Source organism: Massilia sp. UYP34, assembly GCF_056279385.1.
In genome coordinates this window covers 152,893-169,588 of record NZ_JBWBRF010000009.1, presented here as the reverse complement: position 1 = coordinate 169,588, position 16,696 = coordinate 152,893, and the positions used below count along the sequence as shown (strand labels likewise).

Sequence of the window (16,696 nt, the reverse complement as noted above, 5' to 3'; positions counted from 1 at the left end):
CCGAAGCTGAGGCAAACTATTACAAGCAGTTGAGCAGTCAGGCTATCCCGGCCTGACTCACACTAACCGGCCTCCACGAAAGCCGGGGCGGTTCAGAACGCGGGCGTAGCGTCTGCGCGATTGGTGACGCGAGTCGGACGGCGACAATGCCGTGGAAACGCATGGTCGCGAATCGACACCACAATACAAGCATGCCGGTGACAGGCAGGCGCGCCGCAACCAAAAGCAAGCGATTGGGAACGATAGGATTGTTGGGGTGAACTAGCACCTGGACAGCCAAGCCTTTTGACGTACCCGCCATGCGTCGGGATACGGATGGTAGTCGGACGAGTGTGTCGTCGCATACTCTCCACGGCCGTACATCGAATAGTATTTCGTCATCGCTTCGATATGGGATGCAGCCTCGAACGTCGCGACCAGGCGAGCCCTTTCGCCAAGTGTCGCTCTGAAAGCGTCTCCGTCCGGCCCAGCCAAGCATAACCCTTCAAGCGCTTGCCCATTCTCATCCAGCTCTTCCCAAACCTCATGCAATAACAACGCCATTCCAGCTCCATAGTTGAATGACCGGCCTTGGCCGGAAGCGGCAGAACAAATCCCTTGCTCACTATGTTCTCGGCCAGACTGACGCCGTTGCCCGGCTGCCTTCTCATTTCCTGCAGCAGCATCGAGCAGCCTCGTCAGCCGCTCGCCACCCTCAGCCGCCGGTCGACATCGGCCGCGGCGCCACACCCTCCGTGGTCATGACCACCGGCTTGATCGTACCGTCCGCATTGAAGTACAAATGCTCGATGGCCATCTCGCGATGATGTCCATCGTTGTCGTTCAGTGGCCGGCGGTGGTAGACGATTACCCAGTCGTCGGTGCCGGGAATATTGGCCACCGAATGATGCCCCGCCCCTTTGGCGATGGTCGTGTCCTGCTGCAAGATGGTGCCGATGCGCTTGAACGGGCCGAACGGCGACTTGCTCATCGCATAGGCGACGCGATAGTCCGGTCCCGTCCACCCGCCTTCCGACCACATGAAGTAGTACACGCCATTGCGCTTGACCATGAACGAACCCTCCACATACGCCGGGTCGGGCGTGATCTCCTTGTAGGTGGTCCCGTCCGGGAACGGCACCACGCTCAGCAGGTCTGGCGCCAGCTTGACCACGTTGGCGTGCTTCCAGCCGCCGTAATACATATATATCTGGCCGTCGTCGTCCTTGAACACCATCTGGTCGATCGGCTGGGCGCCGTTGTGGATCTTGTCGATCAGCGGGCGGCCCAGCGCATCCTTGAACGGCCCTTCGGGACGGTCGCTGACCGCCACGCCGATGCCGCCCGGCTGGCCGTTGGCCTTGATGTCGTTGGCGCCGAAGAACAGGTAGTACTTGCCGTTGTGCGCGATGGCGGACGGCGCCCACACGGCATATGCCGCCCACGCGACGTTCTCGACGTCGAGCACCTGGGTATGCCTGGTCCAGTTGACCAGGTCGGTCGACGAGAAGGCGTCGAGGAAGGTCTGCTTCAGGTAGGGTTCCCAGATCAGGTCGAACCTGGCGCGCATCCGCTCCTGCTCCGGGGTGAAGGCGCGCGAGGTGCGCGGGGCGCCGTAGTGGTCCGAATAGGTGGGGTAGATCCAGTACTTGTTGCCGTAGATCCGGATTTCGGGGTCGGCGTACCAGCCGGGGACGATCGGGTTGGCGGCCTGCAGGGACAGGCCGGCGCTGCTGAGCAAGGCGAGTGCGAACGTTTTAGCGATGAAGAGCGGTTTTTCTTTCATCTGGTCTCCTTGTTGGTTTTTCGGCGGCGCGACCGCCTTGGGCTCCCGCCTACGCGGGAGCGACGTTGGCCTGCTTGTTCTGCTCCTGCGTTGCCCCTGCTTCGCCCCGCACGCCATCCAGGACGCCCAGCAGCACATCGACATTGACCGGCTTGACCAGGTGATGCGCAAAGCCGGCAGCCAGCGCGGCGTCGCGGTCCTGCTGCTGGCCGTAGCCGGTGACGGCGATCAGGGTGGCGCCCGCGGTCGCCGGGTCGGCTTTCAGGCGGCGCGCCAGTTCGCGCCCGTCCATGTCGGGCAGGCCGATGTCGAGCAGGCAGGCGTCCGGCCGCATGCCGCGTGCGCGCTCGAGCGCCGGCAGCGAGGCGTACTCGATCGCCACCTCATGGCTCTGGGTCGACAGCAGCAGGCCCAGCGTCTCGGCGGCATCGATATTGTCGTCCACCACCAGGATGCGCAAGGGCGCGGCGCCGGCCGGACGGGCGGCGCCCGGCGCGGGCGCCGGCGCGTCTTCTTCGTGCAGCAGCGGCAGGCTGATCACGAAGGTGCTGCCTTTACCCAGGCCCGGGCTGGAACAGCCCACCGTGCCGCCGTGCAGCTCGACCAGGTGCTTGACCAGGGCCAGCCCCAGGCCCAGGCCGCCCTGGGAACGATCGGACGAGCGCTCGGCCTGGGTGAACAGGTCGAACACGCGGCCGGTGAGTTCGCGGTCCATGCCGATGCCCTCGTCGCGCACGCTCAGCACCAGGCGCGTGCCCAGCACCTCGGCGCGCAGGTCGATGCCGCGCCCCGAGGGCGTGTACTTGGCGGCGTTGCCCAGCACATTGGCCACCACCTGCACCAGGCGCGCCTTGTCGCCGCGCACCGCGGCGTGTTCCGGCGGCAGGCGCACGCCGAGCTGCTGCGAGCGCGCATCGATCGCCGGCCGCACCTGCTCCACCGCTTCTTCGACCACGGTGCGCGCCGCCACCCGCGCCTGGCCCAGGGTGATCAGGCCGCGCGTGACGCGCGACACGTCGAGCAGGTCGTCCACCAGGCGCGTCATGTGGCGCACCTGGCGTCCGATGATGGTGCTGCTCTGGTGTACCCGGCGCTCGTCCATATTGCCCAGCCGCAGCAGCTCGGCGGCGGCGCTGATCGGCGCCAAGGGGTTCCTCAACTCGTGCGCCAGCATGGCCAGGAATTCGTCCTTGCGGCGGTCGGCTTCCATCAGCTTTTCTTCGGCCAGCTTGCGGTCGGTGATATCGCGGAAGAAGGTGGCGATACCGCCGTCCTGGGTCGGATAGGCGCGGATGTCGGTCCAGATGCGGCGCCCGTCGGGGAACACGCGGCACTCCTCGGCGGCGCCGGCGCGGCGCGTGTCCATCACGCGGTGGTACATGCGGCCGGCCTCGCTGTCGGCCATGGCGGTGAACACGTCCCAGTGGTTGCGGCCGATCACCTCCTCGCGCGTGACGGCGCAGATGCGCAGGCCCTCGGCGTTCATGCGCTGCACGATCCAGTTGCGGTCGAACAGGGCGAAGCCTTCGGAGATGTTGTCGAAGATGTCGCGGCTGCGGTCGCGTTCTTCGCGCAGCAGCGCCTGCGCGCGCGCGGTCTCGGCCGCGCCCCAGGTGCGCTCGGCCACGTCGCGCGCGAGCTGGACGTCGTGGCAGGTCCAGGAGCGCGGCGTCGGCGCATCGACGCCCAGGCAGGCGATCAGGCGGCCGGCTTTCACCAGCGGCACCACCAGCATGGCGCCGATCCGCTCGCCCTTCCAGGCGGCGCGCAGGGCTTGCGCGCGCGGGTCGTTGGCCGCATCGTGGATCTGCACCACGGCGCCGCTGCGCAACTCGTCCACCACCGCCGGACCGAAGTCGTGCAGCGGCGAACGCATTGCGGCCGGGGCGGCGCCGTCCTGGGACCACAGGCGCGGCACGTCCAGGCGGCCGCTGAGCGGATCGATCTCGGCATACAGCACGCGCGCCGCGCCGAGCTCCACCCCGAGCAAGGCGCTGGCCGTGGCGATCACCTCGCCCGGATCCTCGATCGGGCCCAGCGCATCGGACACCCTGAGCTGGAAGGCGGCGCGCCGTTCGGCCAGCACGCGGCCGGTGGTTTCCATGCAGGTGCAGAACAGGCCGCCGACCTGGCCGGCCGCATCGACCAGCGGGGCATACGAGAAGGTGAACCAGGCGCGCTCGGGATAGCCGTTGCGCAGAAGGCTCAGCTCGAGGTCTTCGAAGAACACCGCCTCGCCCGCCACCGTGCGCTCGGCCAGCGGCCCCAGCTCGGGCCAGGCTTCGGGCCACACCTCGGCGAACGGCAGGCCGGGCGAGCACGGGTAGCGCCCGCCCAGGATGGGGATGTAGGCGTCGTTGAACAGGAAGGCGAACTGCGGACCCCACGCGATGAACATCGGGAAGGACGAATGCAGCATCATGTCCACCGCCGTGCGCAGCGACGGTGGCCAGCCCTCGGGAGGGCCGAGGCTGGACGTCCGCCAGTCGTGGCCGCGCATGCGCGCCGCCACCTGGCCGTCACTCGAAAAAGCGGGATGCGGGAGCGGAACCATACCGCCAATTGTCGCATACCTGCTTGTCAATACCGTGCAGTTTTTTCTGCTTTTGCCGGGCTATTTCTGAATGAAATGCTCGCGGTAATAGCGCAGTTCTTCGATCGACTCGGTGATGTCGGCCAGCGCCGTATGCTTCTGGTGCTTCTTGAAGCCGGTAGCGACTTCCGGCTTCCAGCGGCGGCACAGTTCCTTCAGGGTCGACACGTCCAGATTACGGTAGTGGAAGAAGGCTTCGAGCTTCGGCATGCCGCGCGCCATGAAGCGGCGGTCCTGGCAGATCGAGTTGCCGCACATCGGCGATTTATTCGACGCAACGTATTGCTTGAGGAAGGCGATCAGTTCCTGCTCGGCCTGGGCTTCGCTGACGGTCGAGGCTTTCACACGGTCGATCAGGCCCGACTTGCCGTGGGTGCCCTTGTTCCAGTTGTCCATCTTGTCCAGCGTCGCGTCCGACTGGTGGATGGCGAACACCGGGCCTTCGGCGATGATGTTCAGCTCGGGGTCGGTGACGACCACCGCCACTTCGATGATGCGGTCGTTGTCCGGATCCAGGCCAGTCATTTCCATGTCGACCCAGACCAGGTTGAAATCGTTTTGACGCGGCACCGCGGCGGACTCGGTGGTTGGTGTAGCTTGTGACATAATTCTCTCTTTGCCTAGACTTGTTTCACTCAGGTGGTTCACGCTTAGTTTTCACGCATCGTTTCACGCTTAATCCTGCATTTTCTCACAGGCACAGAATGTCCTCATTCGGGTTTTCGCTTTTGTTCGTCGTTTTTTTCGTGCTGACCATGGTGCTGCGCACCTGGCTGGCCGCGCGCCACATCCGGCACATCGCGCGCCACCGCGCCAGCGTGCCGGCCGAGTTTGCGCCAAAGGTGCCGCTGGCGGCGCACCAGAAAGCGGCCGACTATACCGTCGCCAAGACCCGGCTCGGCCTCATCGGCATGCTGTGGGGCGGCGCGGTCCTGATCGGCTTCACCCTGCTGGGCGGCCTGCAGCTGCTGTCGCTGGCGCTGCTGCCGCTGCTGGGGCCGGGCCTGTGGCACCAGCTGGCGCTGGTGGTGGCCTTCGGCGTCATCTCCGGCCTGCTCGACCTGCCGCTGGACTGGTACCGCCAGTTCGTGCTGGAGCAGCGCTTCGGCTTCAACAAGATGACGCCCGGCCTGTGGTTCACCGACCTGGTCAAGAGCACGATCATGGGCGCCGTCATCGGCCTGCCGCTGCTGTGGGTGGTGCTCACGCTGATGGAAAAGTCGGGCGACCTGTGGTGGCTGTACACCTGGCTGGTGTGGAGCGGGTTCCAGTTGCTCATGATCGCGATCTACCCGAGCGTGATCGCGCCGATGTTCAACAAGTTCACCCCGCTCGAAGACGCCAGCCTCAAGCAGCGCATCGAGGGCTTGATGGCGCGCGTCGGCTTCGCCTCGCGCGGCCTGTTCGTGATGGATGGCAGCAAGCGCAGCGCCCACGGCAACGCCTATTTCTCGGGCTTCGGCCGCGCCAAGCGCATCGTGTTCTTCGACACCCTGCTGTCGCGCCTCGAGCCGCAGGAGATCGAGGCCGTGCTGGCGCACGAGCTGGGCCACTTCAAGCTGCGCCACATCGTCAAGCGGGTCGCCGTGATGTTCGCCATGTCGCTGGCCTTCCTGGCCCTGCTCGGCTACCTGAAAGGCCAGGCCTGGTTCTATACCGGCCTGGGCGTGCTGCCCTTCATGAACGCTTCGAACGACGGCATGGCCCTGGTGCTTTTCATGCTGGTGCTGCCGGTGTTCACCTTCCCGCTGGCGCCGCTGTCGTCGATCACTTCGCGCAAGCACGAGTTCGAGGCCGACGCCTTCGCCGCGCAGCACACCGACTACCGCGACCTGGTATCGGCCCTGGTCAAGATGTACGAGGACAACGCCTCCACGCTCACCCCGGACCCGCTGCACTCGGCCTTCTACGATTCGCATCCGCCGGCCTCGGTGCGCGTGAAACACCTGACGCTGGCGGGCGCATGAAGCTCGAGCATCGCAACTGCGTCCGCCGCGCGACAGCGCTCGATCCGCTGGCGATCCAGGCCCTGCTTGCCGACGTACCCGGCTGGAGCGCGGCCGACGGCATCCTGTGGCGCGAATTCCGCCTGCCGGACTACCGCGCCACCATCGCCTTCGTGAACGCGGTGGCGCAGGTCGCCGAGTCGCAGGACCACCATCCGGAAATGACGGTCGGCTATGCGACCTGCCGCGTCGCCTGGAGCACCCACTCCGCCGGCGGCGCCCTGACTGAAAACGATTTTATCTGCGCCGCGAAAGTGAATGCGCTTTACCCTGGAATGACTGGCGCATGAGCGAACTGACCGGAATCATCATCGCGGCCCACGGCCGTCACTACCTGGCCGACGTGGACGGCGAAAAGCTGCAATGCGTCACGCGCGGCAAGAAGACCAACGTCGCCGTGGGCGACGTGGTGCACCTCAAGCGGACTTCGAACGACCAGGCCGTGATCGAACGGATCGCCGACCGCACCACCCTGCTCTATCGCTCCGACCAGTACAAATCGAAGCTGCTGGCGGCGAACATCTCGCGCCTGTTCATCGTCGTCGCCACCGAGCCGGGCTTCACCGACGACCTGGTGTCGCGCGCGCTGGTCGCCTGCGAGGCGGCCGGCATCGAGGCCCACCTCATCCTGAACAAGACCGACGTCGAAGACCTGCTGCCGCGCGCGCGCGAACGGGTCGCGCCGTACGCCGCGCTGGGTTATCCGGTGCACGAGGTGTCGGCCACCGGGCAGCCCGAACAGACCGTGGCGACCCTGGCCCCGCTGCTCGAAGGCCACTCGTCGATCTTCATCGGCCAATCCGGCATGGGCAAGTCGTCGATGATCAACCTTCTGGTGCCGGACGCCGACATCGCGGTGCGCGAGATCTCGGCCGCCCTCGACACCGGCAAGCACACCACGACCTTCACCCGCCTGTACCGGCTGTCCGGCGCGGGTGGCAAAACGTCCACGATCATCGATTCGCCGGGCTTCCAGGAATTCGGCCTGTACCACCTGACGGAAGGCATGCTGGAACGCGCCTTCGTCGAGTTCAAGCCCTACCTGGGCGGCTGCAAGTACTACAACTGCCGCCACTTGGCCGAACCGCAGTGCGCCGTGCTGGACGCGGTCGCCGATGGCAAGATCGCGCGCATGCGCCACGCGCTGTATGCGCAGCTGTTGCACGAATCCTCGCAAACCTTGTACTAGGAAAGCACTGATTGATTCATGGCGGCGGTCCCGACACATCAAAAAATGCCCTGCTGCGTTGCAAATCCTCGCCATGCCACGCGGTATGGCTGCGATTGGCGCGCGGCCGGCGAGGCCTTGCCGGACGCATTGTTATGTTGCCAATCCCATCCGCCAGAATAGATCCGTGCGTCCCTGGAGACTATACTTTCCCTAACGAAAAGAGAAACCCCTTATAATTCAAGGGATAACATTCGAGTTGACCCATTATGCCAGGCACCACTCCGATCAAGCACTTCCTGCAATTCTCCGACTTCACGCGCGACGAGTTCGAATACGTCATCAAGCGCGCGGCGATCATCAAGCGCAAGTTCAAGGCCTATGAGGTCTACCACCCGCTGGTCGACCGCACCCTGGTGATGGTGTTCGAAAAGAGCTCGACCCGTACCCGCCTGTCGTTCGAGGCCGGCATGCACCAGTTGGGCGGCGCCGCCATCTACCTGAACACCCGCGACAGCCAGCTGGGCCGCGGCGAGCCGGTCGAAGACGCCGGCCAGGTGATGAGCCGCATGTGCGACATCATCATGGTGCGCACCTTTGGCCAGGACATCATCGACCGCTTCGCCGCCAATTCGCGCGTCCCGGTCATCAATGGTTTGACCAACGAACACCATCCCTGCCAGGTGCTGGCCGACGTGTTCACCTTCTGGGAGCACCGTGGCTCGATCGCGGGCAAGACGGTGGCCTGGATCGGCGACGCCAACAATATGCTGTACTCGTGGCTGCAGGCAGCCGAGGTGTTCGGCTTCCACCTGAACGTCTCGACGCCGAAGGGCTACGAACTGGACCCAAGCCTGGTCAACACCCAGCGCTACACCCTGTTCGACGATCCGGCGGACGCCTGCCAGGGCGCCCACCTGGTCACTACCGACGTCTGGACCAGCATGGGCTACGAGAAGGAAAACGCGGAGCGCCTGAAAGCCTTCGACGGCTTCATCGTCGACGAAGCCAAGATGGCGCGCGCGGCCAGCGACGCCCTGTTCATGCACTGCCTGCCCGCGCACCGCGGCGAGGAAGTCTCGGCCGGCGTCATCGACGGCCCGCAATCGGTGGTCTGGGACGAAGCCGAGAACCGCCTGCACGTGCAAAAAGCCCTGATCGAGTACCTGCTGCTCGGTCGTATCGAAGATTGATTTTTACGCCTGAAGCTTGATCGTTGGCCATTCATCCTGTTGTAATGGCAGGATGAATTTGCGCGCCAGCTGACCATACCTCCCCTACTATCCCTCCATCACTGGAACTCCCATGAGCGACATCAAGAAAGTAGTCCTTGCCTATTCCGGCGGTCTCGACACCTCCGTCATCCTGAAATGGCTGCAGGATCATTACAACTGCGAAATCGTCACCTTTACCGCCGACCTCGGCCAGGGTGAGGAACTGGAACCGGCGCGCGCCAAGGCGCTGAAGTTCGGCATCAAGCCGGAAAACATCTACATCGACGACGTGCGCGAGGAGTTCGTGCGCGACTTCGTGTTCCCGATGTTCCGCGCCAACACCGTCTACGAAGGCGAATACCTGCTGGGCACCTCGATCGCGCGTCCGCTGATCGCCAAGCGCCTGATCGAGATCGCCAACGAGACCGGCGCCGACGCCGTCTCGCACGGCGCGACCGGCAAGGGCAACGACCAGGTGCGCTTCGAGCTGGGCGCCTATGCGCTGAAACCCGACGTCAAGATCATCGCGCCATGGCGCGAATGGGACCTGCTGTCGCGCGAAAAGCTGCTGAAGTACGCGGAAGACGCCGGCATCGCGGTCGACATGAAGCACAAGAACGGCGGCGCGCCGTACTCGATGGACGCCAACCTGCTGCACATCAGTTTCGAAGGCCGGCATCTGGAAAACCCGAGCGCCGAAGCCGAGGAATCGATGTGGCGCTGGACCGTGTCGCCCGAAGCGGCACCGGACGAAGCCGAGTACCTGGACATCGAATACGAAAAGGGCGACATCGTCGGCCTGAACGGCAAGCGCCTGTCGCCGGCCGCCGTCCTGACCGAGCTGAACCGCCTGGGCGGCAAGCACGGCATCGGCCGCCTGGACCTGGTGGAAAACCGCTACGTCGGCATGAAGTCGCGCGGCTGCTACGAAACCCCGGGCGGCACCATCATGCTGCGCGCGCACCGCGCGATCGAATCGATCACGCTGGACCGCGAAGTGGCGCACCTGAAGGACGACCTGATGCCGCGCTACGCCAGCATGATCTATAACGGCTACTGGTGGGCGCCGGAACGCGTCGCGCTGCAGACCCTGATCGACCACACCCAGCAGACCGTGAACGGCTGGGTGCGCATCAAGCTGTACAAGGGCAATGTGATCGTCGTGTCGCGCGATTCGAAGACCGATTCGCTGTTCGACATGAACATCGCCACCTTCGACGAAGACGGCGGCGCCTACAACCAGGCGGATGCGGGCGGCTTCATCAAGCTCAACGCGCTGCGCATGCGGATCGCGGCCAAGGCGCGCGCCAAGCGCGGCCAATAAGGCGGCCAGCAAGGTGACCAATAAGGTGACCAACAAGGGCTGACGGAACCGGCTTCGCAGCCGGTGTCGAACCGATCGGAAAGCCGCCTTCGGGCGGCTTTTTTTCGTCCCGCGTCCGCGCTAGAATTGGCCACCATGAGCGCCGACGACGTCCCTGCCTGCCTGAGCTGCGGAGCGTGTTGCAAGAGCTACCGCGTGTCCTTCTACTGGGCCGAAGCCCTCGACCTCGGGCTGCCCGACGCCATGACCGAACAGGTCACGCCGCATATCGCGTGCATGAAGGGCACCAATGCGTCCCGCCCCTACTGCGTCGCCCTGGCAACGGGCGATGCAGGACCGATGGCTTGCGGCGTGTATGCGCAGCGGCCGTCGGCATGCCGGGAGGTCCAGATCGGAGATACCAAGTGTAATGCGGCGCGTGAGCGGCATGGGTTGGGAGTGATCGGGGGCGTGACGTGATGGCCTGGATGGTCGTTGGCGGGGGCGGTGTGCGCGCGAACTTGGGTTCCCGCCTGCGCGGGAACGACATTGAGGCTGATCGTGGTGTGCGTGCGAACTTGGGTTCCCGCCTGCGCGGGAACGACATTGAGGCTGATCGTGGTGCGCGTGCGAACTTGGGTTCCCGCCTGCGCGGGAACGACGTTGAGGCTGATCGTGGCGCCTTCACGGCACGACTCCGGCCACGCAACGGAGCACGTCGTTCCCGCGAAGGCGGGAACCCAAGTTTCCTTGAGTCGCCACAATCCCATTCCACGCCATCCAGCGCAGGCTGCTCGCATGGACAAACCTTCCTACGTCTATATCCTGGCCAGCCGCCCCTACGGCACGCTCTATATCGGCGTCACCTCCGACCTCATCAAACGCGTATGGCAGCATCGGGAAGCCGCAGTAGCCAGCTTCACGAATCGGTACAACGTCAAACGCCTCGTCTGGTACGAAATCCACACCGACATCACCCAAGCCATCCTGCGCGAAAAACAGCTCAAGCGCTGGAACCGCGACTGGAAAATCAACCTGATCCAGTCCACCAACCCGGCCTGGCACGACCTGTACGCCTCGATATGTGGCTAGGAAGGTCTACAACAACCCCAACGACTGCAGGGCCGCCTTCCCGAGCGGCACCCGACTGGCGGCCGCGGCCTCGTCGGTAATATCGACGTTCAGGGCGAACGCATACACGTTGCCCTCTTTCTCGACCCAGCCGACCCACCACCCGATCTGGTTATTGCGGTCGTCGGGCATGTACCAGCCGGTCTTGGCGTACAGATTCGGGTTGTCCTCCTGGCGCACGATCTCGCGCACCGCCGCCAGCGCGGCTTTCGGGAACGGCAGCTTGCCCTGCGCCAGCCGGCCCAGGAAGCGGGTCTGCTCGAGCGCGCTGATCTTCAATGGCCCGTCCAGCCAGAAGGCGTCGATGACCGAACCTGTCTCCATATTGCCGTAGTCGAGCCGGCGCAGGCCTTCGCGCATGCGCGCCATGCCGATGCGGCGCGCCAGCTCCTTGTACACCGGGACGTTCGACACCCTGATCGCCTCGCGCAGCGGCATGTCCCTGGCCCATTGCGGCAGGTAGGTCGGCCCACCGCCATAGGGCAGCACGTCGTCGACGCTGGACACGGCGCCGGTGGCCAGGCCGATCAGCGAATTGGGAATCTTGTAGGTCGACGCCGGGACGTAGCGCACGGCGGCGCGCTGGCGGTCATGCCCGGTGTAGACGTTGGCGGCGACGTCGTGCACGACGAAGGTGCCGGTCACGCCCGCCTGGTCGAACATCTCGGTAATCCTGGCGTCGTCGCGCCAGACGATGGCCGGCGTCTTCGCTTCCGTCGCCAGCGTCTTCGCCAACTGCGCGCGGCCCTTGTCGGCGTAGGCGCGGCAGGCGGCCCTGTCGACGAAGGCCGCGTTGCCGAGCGTGGCGCCGCCACAAGTCGCTGCCTTCCGGGTGCGCCGAGACCAGCACGTCGCACGGCAGCGCCGCGACGGTCGCGATCGAGCGCTCGATATCGCTGCGCGCGTTCGGATAGGCCGGGTCGCCGCTGTAGCGGAAGGCCCCGGCGCCGATGGCGTTCAGGCTGTCGGCGTACACCATGTTCAGGCGCTTGCCGCCATCGTTCGATGCCCAGGTCCAGGTCGAGCCGCCCTGCGTGTGGCCGGGCGTCGCATGCAGGGTGACGGCCAGCGGGCCGACCCTGACCGTCTCGCCGTCGCGCACGACGCCGACCTTGGCGACCGCCGCCATGTCGAGTTCGAGCAGGCTGGCATATTGTGGATCGCCGCGACTGGCTTTGCCGGAACGCAGGACCGGCGCCGCGGCCGGCGTGGCCCTGACCTCGGCGCCGGACAGCTGCTGCAGCTCGGCAATGCCGCCCGCGTGGTCGACGTGCTCGTGCGAATTGAGGATGATGCGGATGTCCTCGACCTTGAAACCGAGCTTGCGGACGTTGGCCGCGATCTGGCTGGCCGCGCCCGGACTCGCGCCGTCGATCAGGATGTGGCCCTGCTTCGACGTGATCAGGACCGAACTCAGGCCGCGCGTGCCGACGTAATAGCTGTCGCTCGACAGGTCGAACGGTTCCTGCGGCGTGTTCCAGCCGCCGGCGGATGCGAACGGCATGCACGCAACGAGTCCCGCCGCGGCCAAGGCCAGGCTTGTGATCTTCATGAAGTGTTCCTCAGGGTGGGGTCAGAGCGCGTCCAGCCGTGCCGGCAGTTCGCGCAGGAAGGCTTCTTTCAATAGCGGTCCGGCCGCGCGCTGCGGGTGCTGCCGGTCGAGGGTCAGGCGCGCGAACACGATCGTGCGGCCATCCTTGCTGGCCCAGCCGACGAACCAGCCATAGCAACGCGGCGGATCTTGCGCGCCCGTGGGCGGCTCCAGCACGGCGGTGCCGGTCTTGGCGTACACGTCCCAGCCGTTCGGCAGCGCGGGCAGCCGCAACAGCGTCTGCGTCATGTCGTAGGCGTGCGGCGTCAAGCCCAGCTCGCGGTTGACGATCCTGCGCAGGAAGGCCGCCTGCTCCTGCGCCGAAATCTGCAGCGAAGAACCGATCCAGGCAGCGGCGACGCCGCCCGACAGGTCCCGGTTGCCGTAATCAAAGCGCTCCATGTACGACTGCAGGCCTTCCAGCCCGAGGCGCGTCGTGACCTGCTGCGCATACCACACGGTCGAGTTGCGGATCCAGCTGGTCGGGTCGGTGGTGGTGCGCCAGGCCGGCAACCAGTCGATATAGCCTGGCTTGAACGGCAGCGCCGGGGTGCGGGCGTCGGCCAGGATGCCGGCGTCATAGCCGGCCAGGCTGACCGCGATATTGAAGGTGGAGGCCGGCGTGGCGCGCACGTCGCAATCGCCCTGCTCGACCAGGGGCGCGCCGCTCGCGGCGTCCAGCATCAGGGTGCAATCGAGCCTGGCCGGCTGGCCGCTCCAGGCCAGCGCCGGCTGCAGCGCCAGGTTGCCGCCGAAGGCCAGCGCCAGGGTCGCGAAGCCCGCGCCGCGGGCCCAGGCCGCGTGCCGCGCCGCGCCGGGCGTGCGGATCAGTTCTACCCGGGCCGCCAGCGTATCGGGGGTGACGCCGCCGAACGCCAGGGCGCCCCTCATGCCACGGTGCGCATGGTGCTGCAGGCGCAGCTGCGCGACCAGGGCGGCGGCGTAGGCGCGGCGCTCGAACGGCGGCCGGCCGCGCAGCACGTCGCGGTCGCACCCGAGTTCCTGCGCCCAGGCGAGTCGGTCGCGCAACAGGCGCATGGCGGGATTGAACCAGCACAGCGCCTGCAGCGCGGCGCCCACCGTCAGCCACCACAGGTCGCCGCGGCGCCAGTGCGTCAGCTCGTGGGCCACGATCAGCTCGCGCTGCAGCGGATCGATGTCGCGCAAGCCCCGCGGCAGCAGCAGGCGTGGCCTGAAGGGGCCGACCAGCATGGGTGGGATCGGGGCGTCGACTTCAACGACGGCTGGGTACGCCGGATGCGCCTGGGGCGTCCCATGGCGCAGCAGCCGATGCACGGTGCGCTGGCCGCGCCACAGCCGGCCGAGCATCCAGGCCAGGCCGCAGGCATAGGCCGACGCCCAGGCCCAGGCCAGCCACGCGAGCCACGAGCGCTGATCCACGATGGAGGCCGGCACGCCGGCGGCGAGGCCGGACTGCGCGAGCGCGGCCGGCATCGCCGCCGCGCTCACGTCGACTTCGAACACCGGGTGCATCGGCGCCTGCTGCGCCGGCGGCGCGAGCAGCAGCAGGAAGGTGGCCGCGATCGCGGCCTGCCCCAGCAGCCAGGTCGAGCGCTGCATGGCCAGCGCCGGCAGCGCACGCCGCGCCAGCCAGGCCGCGCCCCATACCGCCAGCCCGGCCGCCACGCAGCCGGCGCTGGCGAACAGGAAGCGGATGGCGAGCTGGTCGAGCGCGTTCATGGAGCGCCATCCTGGTCATCGGGCCAGTCGTTGAGCAGCTGCTCCAGGCGCGCCAGTTCGGCGTCGTCGACCAGCTTGCTGCCGGTGAACATATTGACGGGCAGCGGCGTGTCGATCTCCATCACGCGCCGGCCGAAATCATGGGCGAAGGCGGCCAGGGTGTCGACCTTGTCGCTCACCGCCTCGTACACCTGCACGCCATGGCGCAGCTCCTGGCGCACCATCTTCTTCTCGAGCATGCGTTCGAGCGTCTTGCGGGTCGACGAATACGACCACGCCAGTTCCCCGGCCACGGCGTCGTGGATTTCGCGGGCGCTCAGCGGCTGCCGGCGCCACAGGGCTTTGAGCAGGCTCAGTTCGGAGATCGAGGGGACAGCCATGGGACAACTCCATCATGCGACGATGGACGCAATGATGCGACAAACGTCGCACGGCTGTCAACGGGCATGTCGATCAAGTCCGCAAATCGTCGACCGGTTCGCTGCCGAAGCCCGGCGCCAGCAGGTAGTCGACCAGCTTCTGCGCGCAGGCCGCGGGCGAATCGAGCGCGCCGCCCTCCTTCAGCGCCACGAAGCGCTCGCGCATCGGGAAATCGGCATCCGGCGTGGCGCGGATCGCGGCCTGCATATCGGTGTCGATCACGCCCGGCGCCAGGCTGCAGGCGCGCACGCCCACGTCGCCATCGAGCAGCACCGCGCGCGCATGCTGGTCGAGCGCCGCCTTGGTCGCGCAGTACACGGCCCAGCCGGGATAGGCGTTGCGCGCCGCCCCGCTCGACACGTGCAGGATGCGCCGCCGGGCCTGTGGCGCGGCCCGCACGAAGGCGGCGGCCAGCGCCAGCGGCGCCCCGACGTTGAGCGACACGGCGCGCAGCACCTCTGCCGGGTCCTGCGCGGCAAGCGGGCCGACCGGCGTGACGACGCCGGCATTGTTCACCAACAGCGCTTCGTCCGCGTCGTGGAGAAAATCGCGCAGCGCGGCGCCTGCGAGCCAGGCTTGCAAGGCGGCCGGATCGGCCAGGTCGAGCGCGATCTGTTCGATGCCGGCCAGTGGCGAGCGTGCGCGCGCCAGGCCCAGCACGGCGATCCCGCGCGCCTGCAGGTCGGCCGCGATCGCGGCGCCGAGGCCGCGGGTGTGGCCGGTGACGATTGCCTTCTTCATGCTGTAGTCCTTATCTATGAATACGTCCTCAAATGAATACGGGTTCGGGTTCCAGCGCCACGCCGTAGCGGGCCGCCACGTCGGACTGGATGGCCTGGGCCAGGCGCACCACGTCGGTCCCCGTCGCGCCGCCCAGGTTGACCAGGACCAGGGCCTGCTTGTGGTAAACACCGGCCGGGCCGATATGCTTTCCTTTCCAGCCGCACTGGTCGATGAGCCAGCCCGCGGCCAGCTTTTCGCTGCCGTCCGGCTGGGCATGGTGGACGAGGTTCGGATACATTTCAAGCAGGCGCCGGCATGCTTCGTTCGACACCACCGGGTTCTTGAAGAAGCTGCCGGCATTGCCGATGTCGAGCGGATCGGGCAACTTGCGGCGGCGGATCGCCTCCACGATGGCGCCGATGTCGCGCGGCGTCGGCGCCGCCGGCGTCGCTTCCTGCACCGCGTTGGCCAGCTCGGCATAGCGCAGGTTCGGCCGCCAGGCCGCCGGCAGGGCGAAGGTGACGTCCAGCACGATGAGGTCGCGCCCTTCGGCGTGCTTGAAAATGCTGTCGCGGTAGCCGAAACGACAGGCGGCGGCGTCCAGCGTGCGCAACGCTCCGCTGGCCATGTCGTAGGCCGTCAGGCTGTGGAACACGTCCTTGGTTTCGACGCCGTACGCCCCCACGTTCTGGATGGGCGCGGCGCCCACCGTGCCGGGGATCAGGGACAGGTTTTCCAGCCCGCCCAGGCCCTGCTCCAGCGTGTACTGCACGAAGGCATGCCAGTTTTCTCCGGCCTGGGCGCGCACCAGCACTTTGCCATCCTGCTCGCCCAGGATCTCCCTCCCCTGGCCCGCCATGTGCAGCACCAGCCCGTCGAAGTCCCGGGTGAACAACAGGTTGCTGCCGCCGCCCAGCACCAGGCGCGGCAGTTGGGCGAGCGCGGGATCGGCGCGTACCGCCGCCAGTTGCCCGGCGCCGGTGACGCGCAGGTAGTGGCGGGCCGTGGCGGGAATGCGGAAGGTATTCAGGCCGGCGAGCGGCTGGTCGTGGACGATGAGCAGGTCTGGATGCATGACGGT

At 66.6% G+C, this 16,696-nt stretch carries 16 protein-coding genes; 7 read left to right on the top strand and 9 right to left on the bottom strand.

Annotated features, from left to right (window positions below; translation table 11 throughout):
- Positions 1–694: 694 nt before the first annotated feature.
- From ACZ9AQ_RS15765 to orn, 3 genes are read right to left on the bottom strand one after another with little or no spacing between them, the layout of a single operon-like run.
- Positions 695–1,765, bottom strand: a complete 1,071-nt coding sequence (locus ACZ9AQ_RS15765; protein ID WP_429204445.1) for a glycoside hydrolase family 43 protein — start codon at positions 1,763–1,765, stop codon at positions 695–697.
- Positions 1,766–1,814: 49 nt separating this feature from the next.
- Positions 1,815–4,319: a hybrid sensor histidine kinase/response regulator gene (locus ACZ9AQ_RS15760; protein ID WP_429204444.1), complete on the bottom strand. Its 2,505-nt coding sequence runs from the start codon at positions 4,317–4,319 to the stop codon at positions 1,815–1,817.
- A 60-nt stretch (positions 4,320–4,379) separates the two neighbouring features.
- Entirely contained in the window at positions 4,380–4,964 is a 585-nt protein-coding gene (orn, locus tag ACZ9AQ_RS15755; RefSeq protein ID WP_429204443.1) for an oligoribonuclease, read from the bottom strand.
- 98 nt (positions 4,965–5,062) lie between these two features.
- On the opposite strand from orn, the gene ACZ9AQ_RS15750 reads away from it, so the two are divergent.
- The 7 genes from ACZ9AQ_RS15750 to ACZ9AQ_RS15720 all read left to right on the top strand — a co-directional run bounded on the left by ACZ9AQ_RS15750 (position 5,063) and on the right by ACZ9AQ_RS15720 (position 11,141).
- Positions 5,063–6,325 carry a M48 family metallopeptidase gene (locus ACZ9AQ_RS15750; protein WP_429204441.1) on the top strand — a complete coding sequence of 421 codons (1,263 nt, stop codon included), beginning with the start codon at positions 5,063–5,065 and terminating at the stop codon, positions 6,323–6,325.
- The gene (locus tag ACZ9AQ_RS15745; RefSeq protein WP_429204439.1) at positions 6,322–6,654 is read left to right on the top strand and encodes a 4a-hydroxytetrahydrobiopterin dehydratase; all 333 of its coding nucleotides are present in this window, start codon (positions 6,322–6,324) and stop codon (positions 6,652–6,654) included. Before ACZ9AQ_RS15750 ends, ACZ9AQ_RS15745 begins: the two co-directional genes overlap by 4 nt.
- Positions 6,651–7,553 carry a ribosome small subunit-dependent GTPase A gene (gene rsgA / locus ACZ9AQ_RS15740; protein WP_429204438.1) on the top strand — a complete coding sequence of 301 codons (903 nt, stop codon included), beginning with the start codon at positions 6,651–6,653 and terminating at the stop codon, positions 7,551–7,553. The genes ACZ9AQ_RS15745 and rsgA overlap by 4 nt, the downstream gene beginning before the upstream one ends.
- Positions 7,554–7,801: 248 nt before the next feature.
- Entirely contained in the window at positions 7,802–8,725 is a 924-nt protein-coding gene (argF, locus tag ACZ9AQ_RS15735; RefSeq protein WP_429204436.1) for an ornithine carbamoyltransferase, read from the top strand.
- Positions 8,726–8,837: 112 nt separating this feature from the next.
- A complete protein-coding gene (locus ACZ9AQ_RS15730; protein WP_429204435.1) occupies positions 8,838–10,070 on the top strand; it encodes an argininosuccinate synthase in 1,233 nt (410 codons plus the stop codon).
- Positions 10,071–10,205: 135 nt separating this feature from the next.
- On the top strand, positions 10,206–10,529 hold the full coding sequence (locus ACZ9AQ_RS15725; RefSeq protein WP_429204434.1) for a YkgJ family cysteine cluster protein: 324 nt from the start codon (positions 10,206–10,208) through the stop codon (positions 10,527–10,529).
- Positions 10,530–10,598: 69 nt separating this feature from the next.
- Positions 10,599–11,141 carry a GIY-YIG nuclease family protein gene (locus ACZ9AQ_RS15720; protein ID WP_429204432.1) on the top strand — a complete coding sequence of 181 codons (543 nt, stop codon included), beginning with the start codon at positions 10,599–10,601 and terminating at the stop codon, positions 11,139–11,141.
- Positions 11,142–11,147: 6 nt separating this feature from the next.
- Here the strand turns inward: ACZ9AQ_RS15720 and blaOXA are convergent, their stop codons facing one another.
- From blaOXA to murB, 6 genes are all read right to left on the bottom strand, one after another.
- Positions 11,148–11,876 (bottom strand): class D beta-lactamase, encoded by a 729-nt coding sequence (gene blaOXA / locus ACZ9AQ_RS15715; protein ID WP_429204457.1) that lies wholly within the window; start codon positions 11,874–11,876, stop codon positions 11,148–11,150.
- On the bottom strand, positions 11,770–12,732 hold the full coding sequence (bla, locus tag ACZ9AQ_RS15710; RefSeq protein WP_429204430.1) for a subclass B3 metallo-beta-lactamase: 963 nt from the start codon (positions 12,730–12,732) through the stop codon (positions 11,770–11,772). Before bla ends, blaOXA begins: the two co-directional genes overlap by 107 nt.
- A gap of 21 nt (positions 12,733–12,753) precedes the next feature.
- Positions 12,754–14,472, bottom strand: a complete 1,719-nt coding sequence (locus ACZ9AQ_RS15705) for a penicillin-binding transpeptidase domain-containing protein (RefSeq protein ID WP_429204428.1) — start codon at positions 14,470–14,472, stop codon at positions 12,754–12,756.
- Entirely contained in the window at positions 14,469–14,852 is a 384-nt protein-coding gene (locus ACZ9AQ_RS15700; RefSeq protein ID WP_429204426.1) for a BlaI/MecI/CopY family transcriptional regulator, read from the bottom strand. Before ACZ9AQ_RS15700 ends, ACZ9AQ_RS15705 begins: the two co-directional genes overlap by 4 nt.
- 73 nt (positions 14,853–14,925) lie before the next feature.
- Positions 14,926–15,633, bottom strand: coding sequence for an SDR family oxidoreductase (locus ACZ9AQ_RS15695; RefSeq protein WP_429204424.1), 708 nt, complete (start codon positions 15,631–15,633; stop codon positions 14,926–14,928).
- A gap of 28 nt (positions 15,634–15,661) precedes the next feature.
- Complete coding sequence (gene murB / locus ACZ9AQ_RS15690) at positions 15,662–16,690, bottom strand: UDP-N-acetylmuramate dehydrogenase (RefSeq protein WP_429204422.1); 1,029 nt, start codon at positions 16,688–16,690, stop codon at positions 15,662–15,664.
- Between the last annotated feature and the right edge of the window lie 6 nt (positions 16,691–16,696).

Bases quoted from the DNA above. Each gene is read 5' to 3' on its own strand.
- ACZ9AQ_RS15765 (WP_429204445.1), bottom strand. From the start codon at position 1,765: ATGAAAGAAAAACCGCTCTTCATCGCTAAAACGTTCGCACTCGCCTTG.
- ACZ9AQ_RS15760 (WP_429204444.1), bottom strand. From the start codon at position 4,319: ATGGTTCCGCTCCCGCATCCCGCTTTTTCGAGTGACGGCCAGGTGGCG.
- orn (WP_429204443.1), bottom strand. From the start codon at position 4,964: ATGTCACAAGCTACACCAACCACCGAGTCCGCCGCGGTGCCGCGTCAA.
- ACZ9AQ_RS15750 (WP_429204441.1), top strand. From the start codon at position 5,063: ATGTCCTCATTCGGGTTTTCGCTTTTGTTCGTCGTTTTTTTCGTGCTG.
- ACZ9AQ_RS15745 (WP_429204439.1), top strand. From the start codon at position 6,322: ATGAAGCTCGAGCATCGCAACTGCGTCCGCCGCGCGACAGCGCTCGAT.
- rsgA (WP_429204438.1), top strand. From the start codon at position 6,651: ATGAGCGAACTGACCGGAATCATCATCGCGGCCCACGGCCGTCACTAC.
- argF (WP_429204436.1), top strand. From the start codon at position 7,802: ATGCCAGGCACCACTCCGATCAAGCACTTCCTGCAATTCTCCGACTTC.
- ACZ9AQ_RS15730 (WP_429204435.1), top strand. From the start codon at position 8,838: ATGAGCGACATCAAGAAAGTAGTCCTTGCCTATTCCGGCGGTCTCGAC.
- ACZ9AQ_RS15725 (WP_429204434.1), top strand. From the start codon at position 10,206: ATGAGCGCCGACGACGTCCCTGCCTGCCTGAGCTGCGGAGCGTGTTGC.
- bla (WP_429204430.1), bottom strand. From the start codon at position 12,732: ATGAAGATCACAAGCCTGGCCTTGGCCGCGGCGGGACTCGTTGCGTGC.
- ACZ9AQ_RS15705 (WP_429204428.1), bottom strand. From the start codon at position 14,472: ATGAACGCGCTCGACCAGCTCGCCATCCGCTTCCTGTTCGCCAGCGCC.
- ACZ9AQ_RS15700 (WP_429204426.1), bottom strand. From the start codon at position 14,852: ATGGCTGTCCCCTCGATCTCCGAACTGAGCCTGCTCAAAGCCCTGTGG.
- ACZ9AQ_RS15695 (WP_429204424.1), bottom strand. From the start codon at position 15,633: ATGAAGAAGGCAATCGTCACCGGCCACACCCGCGGCCTCGGCGCCGCG.
- murB (WP_429204422.1), bottom strand. From the start codon at position 16,690: ATGCATCCAGACCTGCTCATCGTCCACGACCAGCCGCTCGCCGGCCTG.